Below are 19,142 nucleotides of genomic sequence, written 5' to 3'. Positions count from 1 at the left end.
AAAAATAACACCTAAAAGGTGCTTATACTATGCATTTTCAATCTCTGTTTTTTTCTGTAGATATTCTTGTTGCAGTCTTGTTTTTTCTTCAATGTCTCCTAATAAATCTGCATCTTTGATTAATTTTAAATATTTAGACTTCAAACTAGCTAATGCTTTTTGTCTATTCTCTTCTGAGATATCTATTTTTACTATTCCATTGATCGGAATATGCTCTACACCATCAATGGTAATTGGGGCTATGTTGTCTTCATCTATTTCATATTTATTTTTGTCAAAATTAAATTTCACTCTCTTATATATTCTTAAATTTTCACTCTCTTCAATGTGTACATCTTCTATGAATCCATAATGAGTATATCCTGTTTCTTCTGTACCATGTAATATTTCCCCGTTAAATTCTTTAAACATTTGATACGCCTCCTTATTGCTTGATATAGTTCCAAATAGTCCTGAATGCCGAACCGTATGAATCACTACCAGCCATATGGTATATTGTTATGTTTGAATTAAACTTTATAGGTGCTTGTAATAATGTCACACTTTCAAACCCGAATGCTTGTCCATCTCCATTAGGATCATGATATATTATACATACAGTGCCATCATATAGCACTACGTCATCTATTACAAGTTTTATTTTGCCTGTATTATAATAATTGTTAGAGTCCCAATTGCTTGCTGACATTCCAATATGTGTTAATATCCCACTTCCATTGTAAGAATGTGCGACAGTATATTTATATTTATCTGTATTAGTTACTGCACTTCCTATTACGGTGTTGCTTGCATTTCCTATTGCTGTCACGTCTTTCCACTTCCCTCCATAGTAATATTGTAAACTTTCATTGTATTCTCTGAAATGCAATCCATCTACACTATCAGCATTTCCGCCATTAGCAGGTAAAGAAGATGGTCTATTTAGTAAGTGATTCCAATCTCTTATAGAATCCCTATGCCACCCATCAAGTAAGTCCGCATCTAAACCACTACCATGACCATCTGCCGCCTTAACTCTATCTCTAACATAAGTAGCAGATGTAACTTTACTGTATGCATCATTTGCTTTGTCATATGCGGTTTTAACTGCTTTACTACTTGCTGCAACAGTCGAACTTGTACTGGTTACACTATCACTTACGGCTCTTTGTGCTGTTATATAGCCTACATCATTACTTAACTGACTTAATTTTGTCGGCTTTATGCTATCCGCATAATTCTTTGCATTTTGTTCTGCCACATTAGCTTTTGCTTGAGCTCCTGCTGGTGTTTCTTTCGAATTCCAATCGGATTTTTCGCTGTCAGTGACAAATCTATGAGTGCTATCTTCTGTAATCATGGTTGCTGGATGCACAGAAGGATGTTGATAGTTATTTGCATTGTCTTCTATACTATCCAACTTTGTTTTATCCTCTTTGCTCATCCTGCCATCTTCTGTAGCACTTGCTTTTTTAGCGACTTCAGCATCAATAATATCCATGTTTTCATTAATCATATCAATATCCGCAGTTTCATTCCCAGCAGGTTTTTTAAGACCAATATTAGTTGTCAAATCAGGCATTATATCACCTCGCTATACAATTATTTGTCTTGTTTTTAAATCGTCCCAAGTACCTGTTTTTACGTCATTCCAAGTTATATTTTTTACTTCACTCCACACTGTATAAGTAAATTCATATTCTACTGCCAGATGTGCTGGTTTAATTTCTTCTATTGCTGATTTTAGGTCATCTAAATTTGGTGGTATGCCTCTCGTACCTACAAACTTAATTGTAAAACTATAATTAGGATTATCTTCAATTACTTCTACTTCTCCATTAGAATAACTTTCAGATACATTTTTTATCAGATTGACAGTTATAGTCCCTTGCCCTCTTAGTTTAGATTTAATTACCGATCTTCTATACTCATCAGGTTTACTACTGTTAACAGGAATTCCTAATTCCTTTTCCCATCTATCTAATGATGTATCAGCTAGATCTACAAAGAATTGATTAAGCGTATTATCTAAACTTGTTTTGAATTGCTGTATTTCGCTATTTTCTACATCTGTGATATTAGCTATTACTTGACTTGTTTTATAGTAACCAGGAAGGTATTTCATAAGCTGATTAGACATTTGTTACACCACCTAAAACTGCAACTTCATTATCAGCTATAGTTATGTTTGAAGTGCCACCATTTACAATTAAATTTGAATAGTCAAGTACTCCTATAGTATCTAATATAATGCTACCGACTTTTGCATAGCTTACATAGTCCTCTACAAAAGCTATTTCTTTCAAATATGCAGTTATATTATTTTCTATATTTGTTATTACCTCTTGCTCTGCATAATTGTCTGTATCAATAGTTAAAGTCACATTAATATTTATTGGAACTTCTGTTGCACTTACAACTGTTACTGTTGCGCCTATTGGTCTATTTTCTTCAATGTGGTTATATACTGCATCTATTAACTCTTGTTCTGCTCCTGTTTTATTACTATCTATAATCATTACCTTTACTGTTCCTGGACCATTGGCAAGCGGAAAAACTCTAGCATCTCCAACTCCTGTAACTTCCTTAGCCCAATTTCTGTAGTGATATTTATTTCCTGAAGTCGCAGGAGTTCTTACTTTGTCATAATATCGTTGTCTTAATTCTTCGTCAGTCTCTCCATCATAACCATTGTCAATTTTTTCTTCATTATAGACTTTGGTAAGTCCAGACAAGGTTACAGGAAAGTATTTTATAGCATTTATAGGTACATTCCCTACGCTTCCAAATTCATCACATTCAACTTGTACAGAAGCTTTTAATGTACTATCTATAGTTTTAGATTCAAGTATTGTATATGTTACTGTATCATTTGCTACCTTATCTCCTGCATTTATAATTGCACCTTCTGAACCTTCTATAGTTACATATCCAGTTGCTTTTGTAGCTGGTTTTCTTGTTAAGCCTTGCTCTGCTACTTTCTTATCTAACCATTCACCAGTAGCAGTTTCAACAAAACCTTTATCAAGTATTGATTCCTGTTCTTTATAAACACTTTCTAATTCAATAGCAACTGGCTTAGTTGTATCATAAAAAAAAGACCCTTCGGTCTTGTCGTATTCATCTGAAATATTCGAAAGCATACGTTCATGTATAACATCTATTGTATCTGCCAATTAGAAATTCACCTCCTGGGTGAATGTTTCACCTGTTTTTAAATTTACTCTGAATGATACATTAACGATTGGATTTTTCTTTTCAATCTTCCATTCTGAAAGACTTGCTATCATTGGATTTTTCAGCAATCCTATGCTTATTTCTCTTTTTAATTCTGATTCGATAAAGCTTTGTGGATAATCATGACCTACAATCAGATCCTCTATTGTAACACCATATTCTAGATCTTTATTTTCCTTTTCGTAAACTTTAAATTTGAATTTTTCAGTCCTCAAACACTTTTCTATCCATATTTTCAAAGCTTCAATATCGGATACTTTTACTAATCTTCCATTCTTTAAAATAAAGTCTCCAATTTTAAAGTCAAATAAAAAAGAAGTTCCTTGACTTGGTACTTCTTCTATTTGCTGAGTATTAAATTCTAAGTTTGCTATTTCAGGAAGCATTATAGCGTCACCGCCTTATCAATTAAAAAATACGTTTGTTCATCTGTAGAAGGTATGAGTATTACTTTATCACCTTTCTTCAAAGTATCTGTATATTTTATTGCCCCTGTGATTACTACATTTCCATTTACACTTCCATCCACTACAGTATATGTTGTAGGTGGTGGATTTACTTGCAGGATAACAGATCCACCTTCTTCTGTAGTTTGTATATCCCCTGTAATATTTATTTCTCTTTGATAATCTGTTAGTGCATGAGCTGCAATGACAAGATGCTCTTTTGTGAGAATAATCTTATCACCTAAAGCAATCTGGATATTTGGTGGTGGAGTAATAACTTCCCCAATCTGTGGGCCTAAATAGGGCTGATTATCCCTCTCTTTTAACATTTTTGCCAATTCACTTATTCCATCCACTATATCACCCCTAGTCCTAACTTCATCCTGTGGATACCGTTTTTTACAGTATGGATAACATCTGTAATCAAATAATTTCCTTTCATGCCTGTTACCTGTTCGTTTACTTCTAAAATCCTTCCAGCTCTTACGCTATCATCTCCAGGTACTTCAATATTATTTTCTTCAAATATTTTCCCTAGATCTTTTAGCATATTTTGAGCAATATTCTTAGCCTGAGCAATATCTTTTTTATCTATACTTTTAACTTCTTGAAGTAAACCATATTTATTTATCAATCCATTATCTTTAGCCTCTGTCACGATCTTTGTTTTATCATTGTTTGTAGTAATGATTTTAATAGAATTTTTCATATCTTCAATGGTTCTTCGTTTAGTAGGATTAAAAATTGCATCTGTAACATTGTTAGGAGCTATATTACTTGCTAATTTAAAAGTTGCTTTAATAATCAAATCTGTTTGTTTTTCAATATATAGCTTTCCTAATCTCATTTCCATCCTATACTTTATTCCTGTCTCTTTTTGAGCGATATCTAATATGTCTTTTATAATATCGCTAATGTACTTGTCGTTGTATATTTTACTTATAGCGACGTTAATAGGTGCAATACTACCTATTGGAACATTAAAATCATTTAAAATAGATTCTATGGCCTTATTCCCTTTAACTTTGTTAAATTGGTATATACCTTTTGATTTATTGAGATAAAATGCATAGTCAAAACATGTATAGGTTATTGGATCTTTTCCAGCTTTATTTTCTGTAATAACTATCCCTCTAAATATTTCACCCTGGTTCCTTAAAATAATTAGGTTCCCTATATCTACAGGATTCTTAGGAAAATATCTATCATCATTATATGCTATATCAAAATCAAGCCGTTCTCCAAGTTCATTAATATTGCTGCTCCATTGTAATAATCCCACCAAAGGAGTGATATTGGTTTGCACATTATTTGATATATTGAATAACTCATGCATCCTATACACTCCTTTGATCTAGGTTTATAAACTTGAATTCTGATAATGACAATGTATAATATATATCTCCTGAACCATCCTGTAGGCCATAATCAAATGATTCTATAGTACAAGGCATATTAATAGGTGTATCTGTAATTATAATCCTTATAGGCTCTCTACGTTCCTTCCACGATTCAATCATTTCGACATACTCCCACCCAGTATAGGTTCTATCTCTAAGGAAAGGATAATCCTTCATAGGGAAAAATGATTGCAATGATATTGCTTTTAATGTAGGCATACCAATAAGTTTTATTTCACCTTGGCTTATGGTGTCATAAGCTTCATTTTTCATTCCTGATTGTACTTTAAATTCTTTAGGTAGTACAGGCAGCTTAATAATTTTCTGTCGGTTATTGATTGAAAGAAATATATCCATTTCATCACTCCAAACAAAAAAGACTAGATATTTTTCTAGCCTTTTTGATTAATTTGATCATGATATTCTTGTAGCATATTTTTAGATACCTTTGAAGAAAGTTCAATAAGTACTTCAACTAAATTATCAATGCTTGTTCCATCACGAACTAATTTTTCTTTCATTTCTTTTACTACTTTTAGTCTAAGTTCCTCAAAATCCATATAACGCACCTCCGTTTATATAATACTTCTATTTAGGATGAATTTTTCCTTGCTTTAATTTGAATTTAATAAAGCTAGTTTTAATTTCGGCATCAAATCATTCATAATTTCCTCTGTAGACTTATTCACACCATTAATATTAATGATTATATTAGGCTTTGCTTTGCTATTTTGCATAGTTTTCACAGATACATCATGGGGAATCACTTTGGTTCCATTTGGTAAAACTTTTATTTCTCCACCTTTTTCATCTACTGTTCCGTGAGTATAGTATGATGTTCCTAGAGCGTTTTGTTTTGTAGTTCTGTCATGATTACGCCAGTTGCTTTTTTCAATAGAACTCTTATCGTCTCTATTTGCCATAGATGATTTATTGTTTGAAATATTAACACTTTTATCTTTTGAATCAGTATCATTCCATTTTGTAAGCCAATCCCATGCTTTTTTTATTGCTCCTGTGACTTTATCAAAATTTTTATATAGCGCATAAATCCCCGCTGTCAAAAGCGCTACTGCAGTAACCACTGTTCCGATTGGATTCGCAGCCATTGCAGTATTCCATAACCATTGTGCAGCTGTTATTACACCTATTGCACTAGATCCAGTTAATGTAGCAGTAGTGGAAGCTATAATCGCTGCGCGATTTAATAAATGATAAGTTCTTGAAATTCCTACTGCAACATTTAAAGAATTTTGAGCAAGTGCAACTCCTGCTAGTATTCCTTTCTGTGTAATATAAGCTGTGGTTAATCCTACGATTGCTGTTTGAATCAATGTTGAATTATCTCTTATCCATTCCAAGCCACTTTGAACAAGATTTAGTCCTTCATTAAAAGTACTTCCTAAGATTTGTTTGAAAGTTGTAAATTCGCCATCTAAATTTGGTAAATAAGTATCAGCAATCTCTCCTATTACACTTCCAATCTCGTTGAACCTTATTCTTGCCTTTTGTATAAATTTGCTTGCAGTTTCCATTCCTTCTGTAATTTTGCTTGAAATTTTTTTGATTGTACCATCTTCAGACCATTTTTGCATAGTATCAGCAACAGATTTAACTTTCTGTTTTATCATGTCAAAAGCACTGCCAGTAACAATCTCTCCTTCTTTAGATATCCCCATCATTTCTGCTAATGCAGTACCAAATACACCTTTTACTGTTGACATTAATCCCTTAAATGAATTAGCCTGTATTTCCATACCACCTTTAAAACGTTCATTCATCAAACTAAATAATGCTTTGTTGAAATTTTTCTGATCTGTAATTTGCCCTTTGTTGTTTACAATCTGTTTTCTTTTCATAATTTTATTTGCATGATCAATAATCATTTGCTTGGTTATACCAAATTCTTTTAACCTCTCTAATTCTCCTGTCTGTGCATCAGCAACCGCTTCAACAGCTTGCATAATATCTTTGTTCATTACTCCAGCCATATCACCAATAGCTGACATTACTTTCTTAGCTTCTATTCCATAACTTTGCAATCTCACTGTTGCTTCTACAACACTATCTGTTTCAAATGGAGTCTTGTTAGCAAAATCAGTAGCCCACGACATCATTTCTGCAGCTTTTTTAGTATCTTTCATAACCACATTCAATGTATTTCTATATCCTTCAAAAGAACTAGCACTATTTAAAGCTTTTTCAAATACGTTTGATGCAGTTTTGATTCCTATAAAACCTGCAGCTACACCCGTGAGTTTCTTTGTTAAGCTTCCAACTGCACTTTCTGTATTTCGGCTTTCGTTCCTAAAACTTCTTAATCTATTTGTTGCATTACGCATTTGTACTGTAAAATTATCTCTTAACGTAAGGATCGCTCCAATACGTTGTGCCATATACTCACCACCTTTAACGGTATAAAAAATAGCACTCAAACGAGTGCTATTTTAAAAATGATTGTGCCTTAGTATCTACCTTGCCGTTTTTAAACATGATTATTATATTCGAGCCATCTTTATTTTTCCATATATAACTTTCTACTACTAAACCAATACTTTTACTTTCAGTTTTTGCATCTTGTACGCCTTCCCCCAAAATAGCTGTTACTTCTTTTAATGTCATACCTGTTTCTATTTTATTGAAGTTTTCTAAAGTGACCTTAGTAGTATTATTTCCGCATGAAGTCAATATACTAACCAATAATACAAAAATCAGAAGCGATATTATTTTTTTCAATTTTTCCACCCCTTTCGATATTATTATACCAAAATGTGGAATTAATAGTCTACTGGTTTTGTTTTTCTATTTCTAGTTCCATACTAGCTATGTAAAAAAGTTTTTCTGACTCAGATAGATTTAAAATAAATTCATGCGTAAATCCCTTTTGCAAATAGTAGTGAAGGAGAAATAGTTCTCCATCACTATTTATTAGTTTTTTATATCATCTACCATTTTTACACTATCACCATAACCAGCAAGAAAAACACAAGCTTTTGCTATTTGTGTTATTTCTCCAGATTCAAAAATCTTTTCTACTATGTCCATTGGTTCAGCGCATCCATATGCTTTTTGTAATTCTGTATCTTTTAAATTTGGTTCTATTACACAACTATAAACCAAATATTTGTCACCATCCGCAGCTCCCATATCCATGGCATCAATGCACAGCTCTCTACTCGGTTTCTCTACTGTAATTACACCATCTAATGATTTAATATATAAATCTTTTTTAGCATTTTTCTGATCTTCAATTTCATGTTTCCTTGCAATCAATTCCTTCAAGGTAACCTTTTTTGGTGTCTCTTTAGTTTGTTTTGTATCCATCTTCATATTATTCACCCTCCTATTGTACTTCTATCAAATCAGGAAAATCCCAATCCGTAAATCCAAATGGGAATTCTCTATTTAAAACCTGTCCAACTTCAAACTGCATAAGTATTACTTCATTAAACCAAACATTATTAAGTACCACTCTCTCTGTTCCATAAGAATCTGGATCAGCAAGTTTGCCAACTAATTGGCTTCGTGGATCTCTACCCTCTTTAATAGCCTGAGCGATTTTCTTTTGTCCTCTACTGAATACCTTCTTAACTCTAAACATCCCTTCACCTTTGTATCCTGTAATCTTTGAATCATTAGCACCTTCCCCAACTTGCTGAACGTCTTCACGATTTATAGTAAGTTTAGCTTCAAATGCTTCAACTTCATATATAGGTTCTCCATCCCAGTAAAGCATCCCATATTTTCCACTTATTTGTCTATTACCTGGTATTTTACCCATTCAAAACACCTCCTACATAAATACAGTGAAAGACAAATCTTCCATTGCATCACTAAATTTTACTTGTGCTTTTGCAAATACTTTTGACCCTGTGTTATACTCTTTGATTTCCTGCTCTTTCAAAGAATTAATGTCAATTCCTTTTCCTTGTAAATAAAGCTTTTGTGCGATAATATCTATTTCAGCTTTATTATCATAACTTGAATCTAATACATCTATTCTTTCTAATTCGCCAAAATAAGCATTTACTGCAGCAAGAAACAGTACCTTGTTATCGTAAATATTTACTACTTTTCCTACATATTCGCTATCAAACGTATCCCTAATATCGTCTCTGACTAAATCTACACCCTCTACAATCTTAATCTTTTTAAATTCTTCTCCTTTTGTTGCTGTTGTGGTAGTCAAAGAATTTACTCCACGGCCTATTTTAATTTTTTCTCCATCATTAATTAAAATAAGTTTTCCAGCGTCAATATCTCCACTTGGATCAACAGACTCAGTAATACTTTCCACTTCCGTTAAAGCATAATAAGTAGATGATCTACTAAATGGAAGTCCTGCCAGTATGCCAGCGATTCTACAGCAATATTCTGCAGTTGTATAAGTTGTTTCTCCCACTTTTATATTGTCTGTAGCAAAGTTTATAATGCCTTCATGATCACCTGTATGATTTGGTAGTACGGCCTTAAAGGTTTTTTTATTGTTATCTCTTTCCGTTTTAATCCATGTAGCAATATTTGTAACGTCTGCAGTTTGAAGTCCTGGAATGGCAAGATAATTCCATTTTTTATTTTTCAGTCTCCCAAGTGCTGTATTGTAATCTGTTGCAGCTGTGGCAATCCTTTCTACAATAACTTTACTCGGTATCCCTAGAAAAGTTTTTTCGATATAATCTTTATTTGTTGCCGTCCAATCATTTGCATCTATTTCATCAATTTCTGTGTATACCTTTGTATCGAATGTTGCATTTGTATCATCTTTAAGGATTAACGCTACAATCCCTCTAGCACTTCGCTGTATCGCTGTTGTTCCTTGGGTTTTAAACTCAATAAGTATTTCAGGAAGTCCCATCTATAACTCCTCCTTTATTTCTAATTCTTGCATGGTTTCAGTTGTATCATCTGTATATCCAAGATCAGGATTGATTTCAGACTTTGGCACTAACACACCATCAATTATGACACCATCTTCGCTATCCGTATAATTAAGTGTAAAAGCAAAATGAAGTACACCATCTATAGTGTTAGATGTAGTTTCATCTATACTAATACACCTATCATCTACTTTTAATCCTTTTGAAAATACGTCATTTAATTGATCAAGCATTAAAAGATTTTCATGGTTTGTCTCATTCTCTGAAAAATAATGTATATCAATGTTGATTGCTCTACTTTTGTAGAATTGATGATCCATTGTGTCTATTACGGGTATAATCTGCACAAAAAAACAAGGCCTTTTAAATCCTTGTTGTATCTCTTCTCCATATAATTTATATCCTTGAAAATTACTGCTTAACTTTTTAAAGATTGCCTCTTTTATAAGTATTAGTGGCGTTTTTATCGTACTTGGTATTTCTTCTTGGCTATATGACATCTATCCACCACCTTATAATTCAAATTCTCTTAACATTCTTCTAAGCCATGCTCTCATTTTTATAGGAAGCCTCTGTTCTAATTGTGTTACACTTACTTCTACCATTTTTATACCTGGTACAAATCCACCGTTAGCTGTTCTATGCCCATATTCGATGTGTTCAGCATATTCAACATTTGTACCAACTTCGATATACCATTCTCCACCTATTTTCTTTACTCTACCAGTAGTAAAGCTCCCTCTTAATCTTCCTGTATCTACAGGAGTTCTTCTTTTTATCGTTCCTTCTAAATCTAAAGCTAACCTTTGTAATTCTTTTTCGATTTCTTGTGGAAATTTCACTTTGATTGTTTCTAATAACGCTCTCTCAAAACTGTCTAATCCATTAATCCTAAAACCCATTATGCTTCACCTTCTCTAAGCAGTGGTATTTCCTGATGCGAAGAATATAGATAAGGTTCTCCAGTTTTGTATTCTCTTGTCATTCCATTTTCTAGTGTAATAATTAGCTTATCTCCTACTTTTATATCTACATCAGGTCCACAAAACAATTTTGGAGTATATTTTATTTCATTAGCCACATTTGTTTGAGCAGCATTGTATGATGATCTTCTAGTTTGAGATACAGCACATTTTATATTACTGGCTACTGTAATTTCCTTTGAAATAGTTTCATCCCATTCAGTAATTATCTCTGTAATCCTTATAATCTTCATTCTATTGAAATAAGTTTGCTCTAAAATATCTTTCTCAATCACACAAATTTCACCTTCCTAAAACGGTTCAATTGGCTTTTAATATTATCTATAAGATCAATTTCACCGTCTTGATATGTGATTGTCGTATCACCCCTCGTTACTGTTTTTACACTTTTTTCATCCTTCATGATAGCAACAACTTTTTCAACGACAACATGTTCTAATTCCTTCGGAAGCTCACTGATATTACAGTAATTCAATATCTTTTGTGTAACACCATTTATATAATGATCAATAACAATATCGTATTCGATACTTGTATAACCTAACAGTCTTTTAATTTCTTCAAGCATTATACATCACCTTCTAACGCTTCAACTAATTCATTTTTCTTCATATTTGAATACCCTTCAATCCCCTTCTCCTTAGCCATTTCTTTTAATTGATCCACTTTCAATCTTGCCAATTCAACATTTTCTTCTTTTTTATCTTCTTGTTTTTTGCATCGTTGAAGGTGTAATTGAAAAACCTTGGGGCTAAATTCTTTGTTACAATTTGGACAAATCATATCATCCCTCCTCTAATTTATAAAAAGGAGGTAGGAAATAAATCCTACCCTAATATTCTTGTTGCTAATTGTGAGAAAATCGGTGCTACACCATATAAACAATCAATAGATATAATATTTTTCTTTGTTGTCATATCATAGCCCATGGTAACTCTAATGTTAATATCGTTACTTAAATTTGTAACGTAAGAATCAGCTCCGCCCATTGGTGCAACAAGTGGCCTAGATACTAATGCAAACGCATTTTTGTGGAATCCTAAGTTTGCAGTATGTCCTCCTGCAGTTTTATCAGGGAATGTTACTGTTGCATCAGTTACATTAGCCTCTAATGCTGGGAATACTTTTACAATAGAAATTACACCCGCTACAGCAGTTGCAGTGTCTTCGATTACAGTATATTGTTTTCCACCGATTGTTAAAATATCGCCTTTTACTAACTTAGTTGTTGCTGTTTCTGCAGCACTTGTTAATGCTGCTACAGAATATGTTAATCCAGTTATAGAATCACTTGCATTGTTTGCTACATTCACAGTAGCAGTAACATCTTCTAAAGCTGTATATCCTCCAGCTACATGAGTTTTAATATTTTGATCCATAAAGTTATCAAACATCATAACTCTACCCATAGAAGCCTCTCTTAAAGCTGCAGTTGTTCCAGACTTATCAAGTCCAGCTAATGCATCTAACGTTACTAAACTTGCATGCGCTTCAGGATCCCAAACAGCACTTCTCATTCCCATTGGAACACGATTTGCATTTAATACCTTCATTGCAGCAGATATATCCGTTAATGCAGATGGTGTACTTCCAGGTGTTCCACTAAAATACGGAACGTATTTATATAGCGACGCTAAATCATTGTCAATTTTTTCAGCAATTGCTAAAACAGCACCATCTAATATCTGTGCTCCAAAATCCTGAACATCCAATGTCAACTCTTTTGATGTTACCTCAACAGAAACATCTGCAATCTTATCTAGCTTTACAGCAACAGAATCTTCTCCAATCTCTTGAAGATTAATTGTACCTCCAAATTCATCCGCAACAAAAGTAGCTGGTTTTCTTATTGTTACTGTATCGCCCTTCTTTTGAAATTCTGCTGAATAATCCGTATGAACTAACCCAGCCATAACCATGTTAGATTTTAATCTTACTAAAGCCTCTCTAGCGATTTCTTGTGGTGTTAATAATGTGTTTCCCATAAGTTAATCATCCTTTCTATTTTTGTTCACTCATTCTCATTTTTAGCCATTCAGCATCAGACATTTTGCTTGGATCTGCTTTTGGTGTTGGATTTCCTCCGCCTGGATTTGGTGATCCACCTGTCATTTTGATTTCACCAAACAATTCTTTATAATTTTCTTTGATTTGATTTAGTTGCTCATCTATACCTTTAACAGTCCCATCCTCTGCTATTTCTATCTTTTCCCTGTCAAATTTACCTAGGATAAGATCAGGGTATTTAACAGAATGCTTCATCAATTCCTTTTCAATCGCTGAGTTGATTTGAGTATCCCTAAGTTTTGTTTGATACTCTTGTTCTTTAGCAGCAAAACCTTCTATCTGCTTATTAGCCTCAGATAGTTTTGTCTGAAGATCAATAGATTGACTTTCCCATTCCTCCATCTTTTTCTTCAATGCAGGAACTTGTTCAGCTTGATCCTTCCACTTTGTAATATCATTTTGTAACGCTTCATACTTTGTAGATATGTCTTTCAATTCATCTACTTGCTTTTGCAATTCTTTCTTCTGTTCATTCACTTGGTCAAACCTAGACTTAGGAATAAAATTCCCATCATCTTTCATGATCTTTGTATCCCCAAGTTTATCTTTTACTTGTCCATATAATTCTTCTCCTAATAGTTCCTTTAACCAATCCATTCTACTACCTCCTATATTCTATTACGTTTTTTTCGTGTAACGACACGATAGTCTTTCAGTTTAACGTCATAAATACCAAAAAGACGAATAATTTTAGGCATAATAAAAGCACCTACTATTTTTCTTAGTAAGTGCTTATTAATTAAAATATGGCATCAAATCTATTTCTGATTTAACATAAACCTCATTTTCATAGTTGCTATTATATACCAAAATCACTTTATCATTTAACAAGTATTTCTGTATTTTACTATCATCAACATCTGTCAGCAACTCATCTTTTATGATATTAGGTATATTTTTTTCTAACGCATTACATTGTTTAGTAAATATTTCTTCATCTGCATGATTACAAATATTATATTCATACATATTTTTCACTCCAGTCCCAAAGATTTATTGACCTTTTTATTAGACTTTGTAGCCGTCTTTAATATGTCTTGAATAGCTTGTTCTCTTGTCATATTCTTTCTTTTCATTTTATCAGCAATTAATTCCTCAAAGGTTTTATTTGGGTAGTTTAAATCTAGGCTTTTTCTTTTTTCTTGATCTCTCATCAAATCTCTTGCTTGAGTTCTATATGTATTTCTTAAACTGTGCGCTTCTCTTGCCTGATCCTCAATAGGTTTAGATTTATCAATCAAATTTGGTATATTTTCATCATGCCACTTATACCACTTTCTTGTTTCAACATCCCCTAATTTTCCCTTGAACAACGGTGCAATCTCTTTAAAATCTTTTGTAATAAATACCTTATGATATTCCTCTTTTAGCTTATTCCATTCTTTACTATTATTATATTTCAATTCCTGGAACTTATCAAAGGAAGTAGGTATTTTCTTTCCTAAAATCTTTTTATATTTTTTATATTGCTGCTTGTCATTGGTTCTATTTTTTCTCTGTCTTTCTAAAATATCTATTTGATCTTTTCCGTATTTATCAACCACATGTTTCTGATACCATTCTTCATATGTCATATCAGATGGTACATAATAACTTTTACCCTTTAAATTCCTTGCAATTCTTTCCCCTATCTCATCTTCAAAATGAACTACTGTTGTGCTCCTGCAATTTGGATGAGAAGGTGGATAGTTCACCCCTACTTGCCTTTCTGATAGCTTAAATACTTTCCCATCTAGCTTTGAACATATATCACTTGTACGACTATCTAATGTAGATATATATTCATACTCATTAACTATCCCTGTAGCTTCATACCCTAAAGCAGTAGATTCATTAGCAATATATGCCGTTTCTGTTCTAACAAGCCTCATAGAGTTTTTATAACTTACATTCATTCTATCTCTTATAGATCTTGCTAACTTCTGATTTGATTTTCCTTGGATAAACGCTTGAGTAAGTTCTTGTTTGATTGCTCTTGCAAGTCTTTCTGCGTTACCCCATATTCTATCTGAAAAATTTTCTCCACTCCATGGGTATTTCAATATAGCTTCTATTGTAACCGGAGAAATTTTTGCAAAACTACCTCCAATTCCAATACCTTTAAACACTTCATATACTGATTGATAGTAATTTTCTTTCGTAGCAGCACTCAGGAATTGACCAATTTCTAATTGTTCCTCAGAATACAATTTACTTAATTCAGCTTTTATGTTTGCTTCTAACGATTCAAGTCTTGTGATCCTACTTCTTACGCTTAGAGCATTTAATTCTTTCTCCAGTTGTTTATTTCCATAAACTTGGATTTCTTTGATATAATTTTCTAGTTTATATCTAAACTGTCTTAATTCGCTTTTGTTAAGTTTAAGAATAGCATTTTTATATTGTATATTTTCTTTTACAGCATACTTTGCATAAAAATAAGAGATTTCCTTTTGAATCTCTTGTAGCGCTTTTTCGTATTCTCTTTTCAAGCGTTTTTCTAAACGTTCAGCTTCTTTGAACCAATTTGAAATTCTTTTTTCTGATCTCTTTTGCCAATAATCTTTATCTGGTATTGTAATTTTATTCATTTACAACACCTTCTAAATCATAACCATACATATTTTCTTCCTGCTCTTTTTTCTTCTTCTCAATTTCTTCTTTAGCATCATCTACCCAAGGATGATTTGCTATAATTGTTTCATTTGAAAGAATGCCTATTGACTTTGTACAATTATCAATCTGTTCGGTTTCATTCGTTATTATAGTTTTGTTCGTAGTGAATTTTATAGATTTATAATCATAAGAAGTATTGTTTTTATTATTAACATACTCTGTTACAAACCAAACAAATTCACTCAATGCCTTCTTTAGCTTTCTAATCATAGTATTAGCTTTTAGGTCTAATCCACTGTACAAAAATTTTAAAGCTACTCCACTTGGATTCTGTCCAAACTTATCAGTAGACATTTTAACCCCTTGCCCTATTTCATAAATCTTATCCTCTAATATCTCTAGCATTATCTTTCTAGCTTCCGCGGGGATTTCTAATGTCTTATTATCGACACCTCCTTCTTCTGATACCTTCATAGCTTTAAATTGAATAAGGTTTCTCATAAACTCAGATAGATTTGTCCCTTCGTATCCTCTTAGGACCCATATAGCCATTTGTATATCTTCAAGATCATTTAAGAATCCACTAGACACCTTATCGTATGCATCTATATATTTTTTAATTGATTTTAAATCACTTGTTTTTTCGCTATTATTGTCTAAGTTTATAAAAGGAATCTTTCCCCAGCTACTAGGCTTCTTATCGTCTGGATTATTGGTGTTAAAACTATACCAATGATATTTCGGATTTAATGGTTCTGTATCATCATAAATAAAATTTCCATGGTCATCTTCAATGAAATATGTTACTTTCTCTTTATCCCACAATTCAACCTTGTATCGTTCTTCTGTTTCATCCCCTTTTACCACTTGCATAGTATAATATCGAATAATATATACTAGGTTCTTTTGATATGACGTATCGTAAATGGGTATGATCTGCTCTGCCGGAATAATTACATAGTCAAAATTCCCTTCTTCATCAATAAAAGGATGTAGCCATTCAATTCCTTTGTTGCTGGCTCCTTTAATCCAATCTACTAGGATATCATCAAATTTAATACCTAGGATATCGTTGATAATCGTTGTTAATTCTTTTTTTTCAGAAGTAAATACAACAGGCTTTCCTGCAATATATCCTATTTTCTGTTGGACCAGCAGCCTATGAAATGGATTTATAAGCTGATTATTGGCTTTGTTAGAATCAATTAACTTTTGTCCATCTACTATATACTCTCTAAAATCAATTTTTAAAATATCATGGTTGCAATCATAATAATTTACACCGTCTGTCATATCCTGTTTCGATTGACTTTTCAAATCCGATTCTATCCAGTCTTTAATTACTGCTGTATCTGATATTTGACTTTCTGCAGTCAATTTGCTTTTAATTAACTCAACTTCGTACACTTTATCACCTACCTTTATATTAGGAATTGTATTGATTGTTTGTACTTTTGGTCATTTTCAGTAGCATATCTTGTAGCATCTATCGTGTGATTATCTTTATCTTCAAGCTTTGATTTAATATTTCCATCTTTATCAACTTGATAATCTATTGATTCAAATTCTTTTGCTATATTTGGTGTTCTATCTGGATCAATGACTATTTCGTCTAAATCATCAAGCCATTTTTCACCATACTCAACACTTCCTGGCCCTTTTTTAGCTCCAACAATATTAATTCCATAACTTTTCAGTTCTGCTATGGATTTTGGTTCTACACTATCTGCAATAATTCTAAAATCGTTGTATTTTTTATTTTTAATCCACTCTGCTACTTCTCTATTGCTTAATTTGACTCCGTATAATTCATCTATACAATAAAGTTTTCTCCTAGTCTTATCATAATGCCATCTTACAAAAGCAAAAGGATCTGCTGCATATCCCCAGTCAATACCTTGCCTTATATTATCAAAACTTCTTATTTCATCATCAGTAATTTTTCTAAATACAAGATTGTTAAATGGCACTATGCCGCTTCCTATAGGCTCACCTAAATATTCATGACTATATTTATATTCATTTTTCTTTTTAACTTCCTCCGCTTCTTCTATAAAAGCTTTTGATACATAAGGATTATCTAAATACGTGCTATGATGAATATATGTATTATCAGCTATAAATTGAGTTTCATATTTCTTATTTACCCAGGATTGTTTTCTCTTTGGTGGGTTGTAGGAATAAAAAATGCTATAGTTTAATCCTTTTGGCAACTCTGCTCTTATAACAGAGTTGACTATAGTCGATATTTCTTCTTCTGTTTTAAACTCTGCAAGTTCCTCTATCCATAAAATTGCTATTGGATACTTACTTGTTTTAATAGATTTAATTTTTTCTGGTTTATCAGCGCCACGAAAGATAATATAATTGCCGGTTGGCTTGTAAATAAGTTTTAATGGACTTTTTTGTATATGCCAATAATCTGACACCTCAAGGTGTTCTATAGCCCATATAAGCTGTTCATATACACTTGTTTCTAACGTATTGCCTACTTTTCTAACAACAAGTGCATTAATAGTTTTTTTCATAAGTTCAGTAATGATTTTGATACTTATATGTGATGATTTAGAACTATTACGTCCACCTTTTAATACTTTATAAAGGTATTTATCACAATTCTTCCAAAAGTCATAAAAGGCTGGGATTACTTTTTCTGATAGTTTAACTTTAATCATCTTCTACACCTTCTATATCATCAACAATCACTACTTTCATTGTTTTATCTTTACCATCTAAATTTAATTTTTCTTTTTGTATCTTAATCTTCTCTTCTTCTACTTGGCGCTTAAACTTATCAGGGAATAGATCAAAATACATAGATAGTTTATCGAGAGCTTTCATCTTATCAGCCAACTTAATAGATATCCCATCTTTCCCTTGTTTTGCTTCAGCGATTATTGTTCCATCTACCATATTGCTTTCCTTAAAATCAACATAGTTTACTATTTTCGTCACTGGATTACCTTCATCATCTTCTATTGGTCCAAATGGTCCCATTACAGGCACTTCCTTCTGACCAAAGGTTACGTAGTCTGTTATATCTGCAAAAGCTATTTTGATGTATTTATTTAGTACATCCATAGCATCAATGAATACTTCTTGTCTTATTGCTCCTTTTAACCTTCTTATCTCAGCTGCAATTTTAGGTTTCCTAAGGTTTTCATGCCCTATTACGTGTGCTGTATCTTTCGAATATCCTGCCTTGATTGCTGCCATTGTTGCATTGAAATTCTTTATGTAATACAAACAAAAAAGACGCTGCTTTTCAGTAAGTTCAGCATCTTCTAATTGCTCTAATATTTTTTCATCCGTCTTAATTTCCTTTTTCTTTTCTTTTTTCGCAACGTTGCGTTTCTTTTTCTTCTCTTTTTGCAACGTTGCATTTATGTTACCATTTAATTTATCATCCCACTTATATCTATTCTTCCATGATCTAACTGTACCAGGTGATACATTCAATTCTTTTGCAATTTCAACTAATTCTATTTCACCTTTACTTTTTAGATACATTTCTTCTGCTTTTATACTATCTGGGCTTCTTACTCTTGCCATACCACC

Annotated in this window: 26 protein-coding genes; all 26 read right to left on the bottom strand. The window is 32.5% G+C overall.

From position 1 onward, the window contains the following. Positions 1 to 27: 27 nt before the first annotated feature. The gene (locus FQB35_RS04630; protein ID WP_148808859.1) at positions 28 to 411 is read right to left on the bottom strand and encodes a hypothetical protein; all 384 of its coding nucleotides are present in this window, start codon (positions 409 to 411) and stop codon (positions 28 to 30) included. Positions 412 to 424: 13 nt separating this feature from the next. Beyond that, positions 425 to 1,561, bottom strand: coding sequence for a tail fiber protein (locus FQB35_RS16015; protein WP_207707346.1), 1,137 nt, complete (start codon positions 1,559 to 1,561; stop codon positions 425 to 427). 12 nt (positions 1,562 to 1,573) lie between these two features. Continuing rightward, positions 1,574 to 2,119, bottom strand: coding sequence for a YmfQ family protein (locus tag FQB35_RS04620; protein WP_231701856.1), 546 nt, complete (start codon positions 2,117 to 2,119; stop codon positions 1,574 to 1,576). Next, positions 2,112 to 3,155 carry a baseplate J/gp47 family protein gene (locus FQB35_RS04615; protein ID WP_148808858.1) on the bottom strand — a complete coding sequence of 348 codons (1,044 nt, stop codon included), beginning with the start codon at positions 3,153 to 3,155 and terminating at the stop codon, positions 2,112 to 2,114. Before FQB35_RS04615 ends, FQB35_RS04620 begins: the two co-directional genes overlap by 8 nt. Then, a complete protein-coding gene (locus tag FQB35_RS04610; protein ID WP_148808857.1) occupies positions 3,156 to 3,602 on the bottom strand; it encodes a DUF2634 domain-containing protein in 447 nt (148 codons plus the stop codon). Continuing rightward, a complete protein-coding gene (locus FQB35_RS04605; protein ID WP_148808856.1) occupies positions 3,602 to 4,018 on the bottom strand; it encodes a DUF2577 domain-containing protein in 417 nt (138 codons plus the stop codon). Before FQB35_RS04605 ends, FQB35_RS04610 begins: the two co-directional genes overlap by 1 nt. After that, positions 4,018 to 4,998 (bottom strand): XkdQ/YqbQ family protein, encoded by a 981-nt coding sequence (locus FQB35_RS04600; protein WP_148808855.1) that lies wholly within the window; start codon positions 4,996 to 4,998, stop codon positions 4,018 to 4,020. Before FQB35_RS04600 ends, FQB35_RS04605 begins: the two co-directional genes overlap by 1 nt. A 1-nt stretch (position 4,999) precedes the next feature. Beyond that, on the bottom strand, positions 5,000 to 5,419 hold the full coding sequence (locus FQB35_RS04595; RefSeq protein WP_148808854.1) for a hypothetical protein: 420 nt from the start codon (positions 5,417 to 5,419) through the stop codon (positions 5,000 to 5,002). A gap of 35 nt (positions 5,420 to 5,454) precedes the next feature. Beyond that, on the bottom strand, positions 5,455 to 5,622 hold the full coding sequence (locus FQB35_RS15775) for a hypothetical protein (RefSeq protein ID WP_168198243.1): 168 nt from the start codon (positions 5,620 to 5,622) through the stop codon (positions 5,455 to 5,457). 54 nt (positions 5,623 to 5,676) lie between these two features. Continuing rightward, complete coding sequence (locus FQB35_RS04590) at positions 5,677 to 7,458, bottom strand: hypothetical protein (protein WP_148808853.1); 1,782 nt, start codon at positions 7,456 to 7,458, stop codon at positions 5,677 to 5,679. Between the two features lie 46 nt (positions 7,459 to 7,504). After that, the gene (locus tag FQB35_RS04585) at positions 7,505 to 7,798 is read right to left on the bottom strand and encodes a hypothetical protein (RefSeq protein ID WP_148808852.1); all 294 of its coding nucleotides are present in this window, start codon (positions 7,796 to 7,798) and stop codon (positions 7,505 to 7,507) included. A gap of 192 nt (positions 7,799 to 7,990) precedes the next feature. After that, complete coding sequence (locus FQB35_RS04580) at positions 7,991 to 8,392, bottom strand: phage tail assembly chaperone (protein WP_148808851.1); 402 nt, start codon at positions 8,390 to 8,392, stop codon at positions 7,991 to 7,993. 13 nt (positions 8,393 to 8,405) lie between these two features. Continuing rightward, entirely contained in the window at positions 8,406 to 8,843 is a 438-nt protein-coding gene (locus FQB35_RS04575; RefSeq protein WP_148808850.1) for a phage tail tube protein, read from the bottom strand. 12 nt (positions 8,844 to 8,855) lie between these two features. Next, positions 8,856 to 9,917, bottom strand: a complete 1,062-nt coding sequence (locus FQB35_RS04570) for a phage tail sheath C-terminal domain-containing protein (RefSeq protein WP_148808849.1) — start codon at positions 9,915 to 9,917, stop codon at positions 8,856 to 8,858. Then, positions 9,918 to 10,439 carry a phage tail terminator family protein gene (locus FQB35_RS04565; protein ID WP_148808848.1) on the bottom strand — a complete coding sequence of 174 codons (522 nt, stop codon included), beginning with the start codon at positions 10,437 to 10,439 and terminating at the stop codon, positions 9,918 to 9,920. Positions 10,440 to 10,451: 12 nt separating this feature from the next. After that, a complete protein-coding gene (locus FQB35_RS04560) occupies positions 10,452 to 10,841 on the bottom strand; it encodes an HK97 gp10 family phage protein (protein ID WP_148808847.1) in 390 nt (129 codons plus the stop codon). Continuing rightward, the gene (locus tag FQB35_RS04555) at positions 10,841 to 11,197 is read right to left on the bottom strand and encodes a hypothetical protein (RefSeq protein ID WP_148808846.1); all 357 of its coding nucleotides are present in this window, start codon (positions 11,195 to 11,197) and stop codon (positions 10,841 to 10,843) included. Before FQB35_RS04555 ends, FQB35_RS04560 begins: the two co-directional genes overlap by 1 nt. Next, the gene (locus FQB35_RS04550) at positions 11,194 to 11,490 is read right to left on the bottom strand and encodes a phage head-tail connector protein (RefSeq protein WP_148808845.1); all 297 of its coding nucleotides are present in this window, start codon (positions 11,488 to 11,490) and stop codon (positions 11,194 to 11,196) included. Before FQB35_RS04550 ends, FQB35_RS04555 begins: the two co-directional genes overlap by 4 nt. Then, complete coding sequence (locus FQB35_RS04545; protein WP_148808844.1) at positions 11,490 to 11,705, bottom strand: Rho termination factor N-terminal domain-containing protein; 216 nt, start codon at positions 11,703 to 11,705, stop codon at positions 11,490 to 11,492. Before FQB35_RS04545 ends, FQB35_RS04550 begins: the two co-directional genes overlap by 1 nt. A 44-nt stretch (positions 11,706 to 11,749) precedes the next feature. Beyond that, entirely contained in the window at positions 11,750 to 12,907 is a 1,158-nt protein-coding gene (locus tag FQB35_RS04540) for a P22 phage major capsid protein family protein (protein WP_148808843.1), read from the bottom strand. Between the two features lie 16 nt (positions 12,908 to 12,923). After that, a complete protein-coding gene (locus FQB35_RS04535; RefSeq protein WP_148808842.1) occupies positions 12,924 to 13,586 on the bottom strand; it encodes a phage scaffolding protein in 663 nt (220 codons plus the stop codon). A gap of 138 nt (positions 13,587 to 13,724) precedes the next feature. Beyond that, complete coding sequence (locus FQB35_RS04530; RefSeq protein WP_148808841.1) at positions 13,725 to 13,958, bottom strand: hypothetical protein; 234 nt, start codon at positions 13,956 to 13,958, stop codon at positions 13,725 to 13,727. 5 nt (positions 13,959 to 13,963) lie between these two features. Continuing rightward, the gene (locus FQB35_RS04525; protein ID WP_148808840.1) at positions 13,964 to 15,559 is read right to left on the bottom strand and encodes a minor capsid protein; all 1,596 of its coding nucleotides are present in this window, start codon (positions 15,557 to 15,559) and stop codon (positions 13,964 to 13,966) included. Beyond that, on the bottom strand, positions 15,552 to 16,991 hold the full coding sequence (locus FQB35_RS04520) for a phage portal protein (RefSeq protein WP_168198242.1): 1,440 nt from the start codon (positions 16,989 to 16,991) through the stop codon (positions 15,552 to 15,554). The genes FQB35_RS04525 and FQB35_RS04520 overlap by 8 nt, the downstream gene beginning before the upstream one ends. 14 nt (positions 16,992 to 17,005) lie before the next feature. Continuing rightward, positions 17,006 to 18,259: a PBSX family phage terminase large subunit gene (locus FQB35_RS04515; RefSeq protein ID WP_148808838.1), complete on the bottom strand. Its 1,254-nt coding sequence runs from the start codon at positions 18,257 to 18,259 to the stop codon at positions 17,006 to 17,008. Further along, complete coding sequence (locus tag FQB35_RS04510; protein WP_148808837.1) at positions 18,252 to 19,136, bottom strand: terminase small subunit; 885 nt, start codon at positions 19,134 to 19,136, stop codon at positions 18,252 to 18,254. Before FQB35_RS04510 ends, FQB35_RS04515 begins: the two co-directional genes overlap by 8 nt. Between the last annotated feature and the right edge of the window lie 6 nt (positions 19,137 to 19,142).

The organism is Crassaminicella thermophila, assembly GCF_008152325.1.
Taxonomy (GTDB): domain Bacteria; phylum Bacillota; class Clostridia; order Peptostreptococcales; family Thermotaleaceae; genus Crassaminicella_A; species Crassaminicella_A thermophila.
This window is presented reverse-complemented; position numbering and strand designations above follow the sequence as displayed.

Excerpts from the sequence above, each read along its gene's own strand:
- FQB35_RS04630 (WP_148808859.1), bottom strand. The coding sequence starts at position 411 with ATGTTTAAAGAATTTAACGGGGAAATATTACATGGTACAGAAGAAACA.
- FQB35_RS16015 (WP_207707346.1), bottom strand. The coding sequence starts at position 1,561 with ATGCCTGATTTGACAACTAATATTGGTCTTAAAAAACCTGCTGGGAAT.
- FQB35_RS04620 (WP_231701856.1), bottom strand. The coding sequence starts at position 2,119 with ATGTCTAATCAGCTTATGAAATACCTTCCTGGTTACTATAAAACAAGT.
- FQB35_RS04610 (WP_148808857.1), bottom strand. The coding sequence starts at position 3,602 with ATGCTTCCTGAAATAGCAAACTTAGAATTTAATACTCAGCAAATAGAA.
- FQB35_RS04600 (WP_148808855.1), bottom strand. The coding sequence starts at position 4,998 with ATGCATGAGTTATTCAATATATCAAATAATGTGCAAACCAATATCACT.
- FQB35_RS04595 (WP_148808854.1), bottom strand. The coding sequence starts at position 5,419 with ATGGATATATTTCTTTCAATCAATAACCGACAGAAAATTATTAAGCTG.
- FQB35_RS15775 (WP_168198243.1), bottom strand. The coding sequence starts at position 5,622 with ATGGATTTTGAGGAACTTAGACTAAAAGTAGTAAAAGAAATGAAAGAA.
- FQB35_RS04590 (WP_148808853.1), bottom strand. The coding sequence starts at position 7,458 with ATGGCACAACGTATTGGAGCGATCCTTACGTTAAGAGATAATTTTACA.
- FQB35_RS04580 (WP_148808851.1), bottom strand. The coding sequence starts at position 8,392 with ATGAAGATGGATACAAAACAAACTAAAGAGACACCAAAAAAGGTTACC.
- FQB35_RS04575 (WP_148808850.1), bottom strand. The coding sequence starts at position 8,843 with ATGGGTAAAATACCAGGTAATAGACAAATAAGTGGAAAATATGGGATG.
- FQB35_RS04570 (WP_148808849.1), bottom strand. The coding sequence starts at position 9,917 with ATGGGACTTCCTGAAATACTTATTGAGTTTAAAACCCAAGGAACAACA.
- FQB35_RS04565 (WP_148808848.1), bottom strand. The coding sequence starts at position 10,439 with ATGTCATATAGCCAAGAAGAAATACCAAGTACGATAAAAACGCCACTA.
- FQB35_RS04560 (WP_148808847.1), bottom strand. The coding sequence starts at position 10,841 with ATGGGTTTTAGGATTAATGGATTAGACAGTTTTGAGAGAGCGTTATTA.
- FQB35_RS04550 (WP_148808845.1), bottom strand. The coding sequence starts at position 11,490 with ATGCTTGAAGAAATTAAAAGACTGTTAGGTTATACAAGTATCGAATAC.
- FQB35_RS04545 (WP_148808844.1), bottom strand. The coding sequence starts at position 11,705 with ATGATTTGTCCAAATTGTAACAAAGAATTTAGCCCCAAGGTTTTTCAA.
- FQB35_RS04540 (WP_148808843.1), bottom strand. The coding sequence starts at position 12,907 with ATGGGAAACACATTATTAACACCACAAGAAATCGCTAGAGAGGCTTTA.
- FQB35_RS04535 (WP_148808842.1), bottom strand. The coding sequence starts at position 13,586 with ATGGATTGGTTAAAGGAACTATTAGGAGAAGAATTATATGGACAAGTA.
- FQB35_RS04530 (WP_148808841.1), bottom strand. The coding sequence starts at position 13,958 with ATGTATGAATATAATATTTGTAATCATGCAGATGAAGAAATATTTACT.
- FQB35_RS04525 (WP_148808840.1), bottom strand. The coding sequence starts at position 15,559 with ATGAATAAAATTACAATACCAGATAAAGATTATTGGCAAAAGAGATCA.
- FQB35_RS04515 (WP_148808838.1), bottom strand. The coding sequence starts at position 18,259 with ATGATTAAAGTTAAACTATCAGAAAAAGTAATCCCAGCCTTTTATGAC.
- FQB35_RS04510 (WP_148808837.1), bottom strand. The coding sequence starts at position 19,136 with ATGGCAAGAGTAAGAAGCCCAGATAGTATAAAAGCAGAAGAAATGTAT.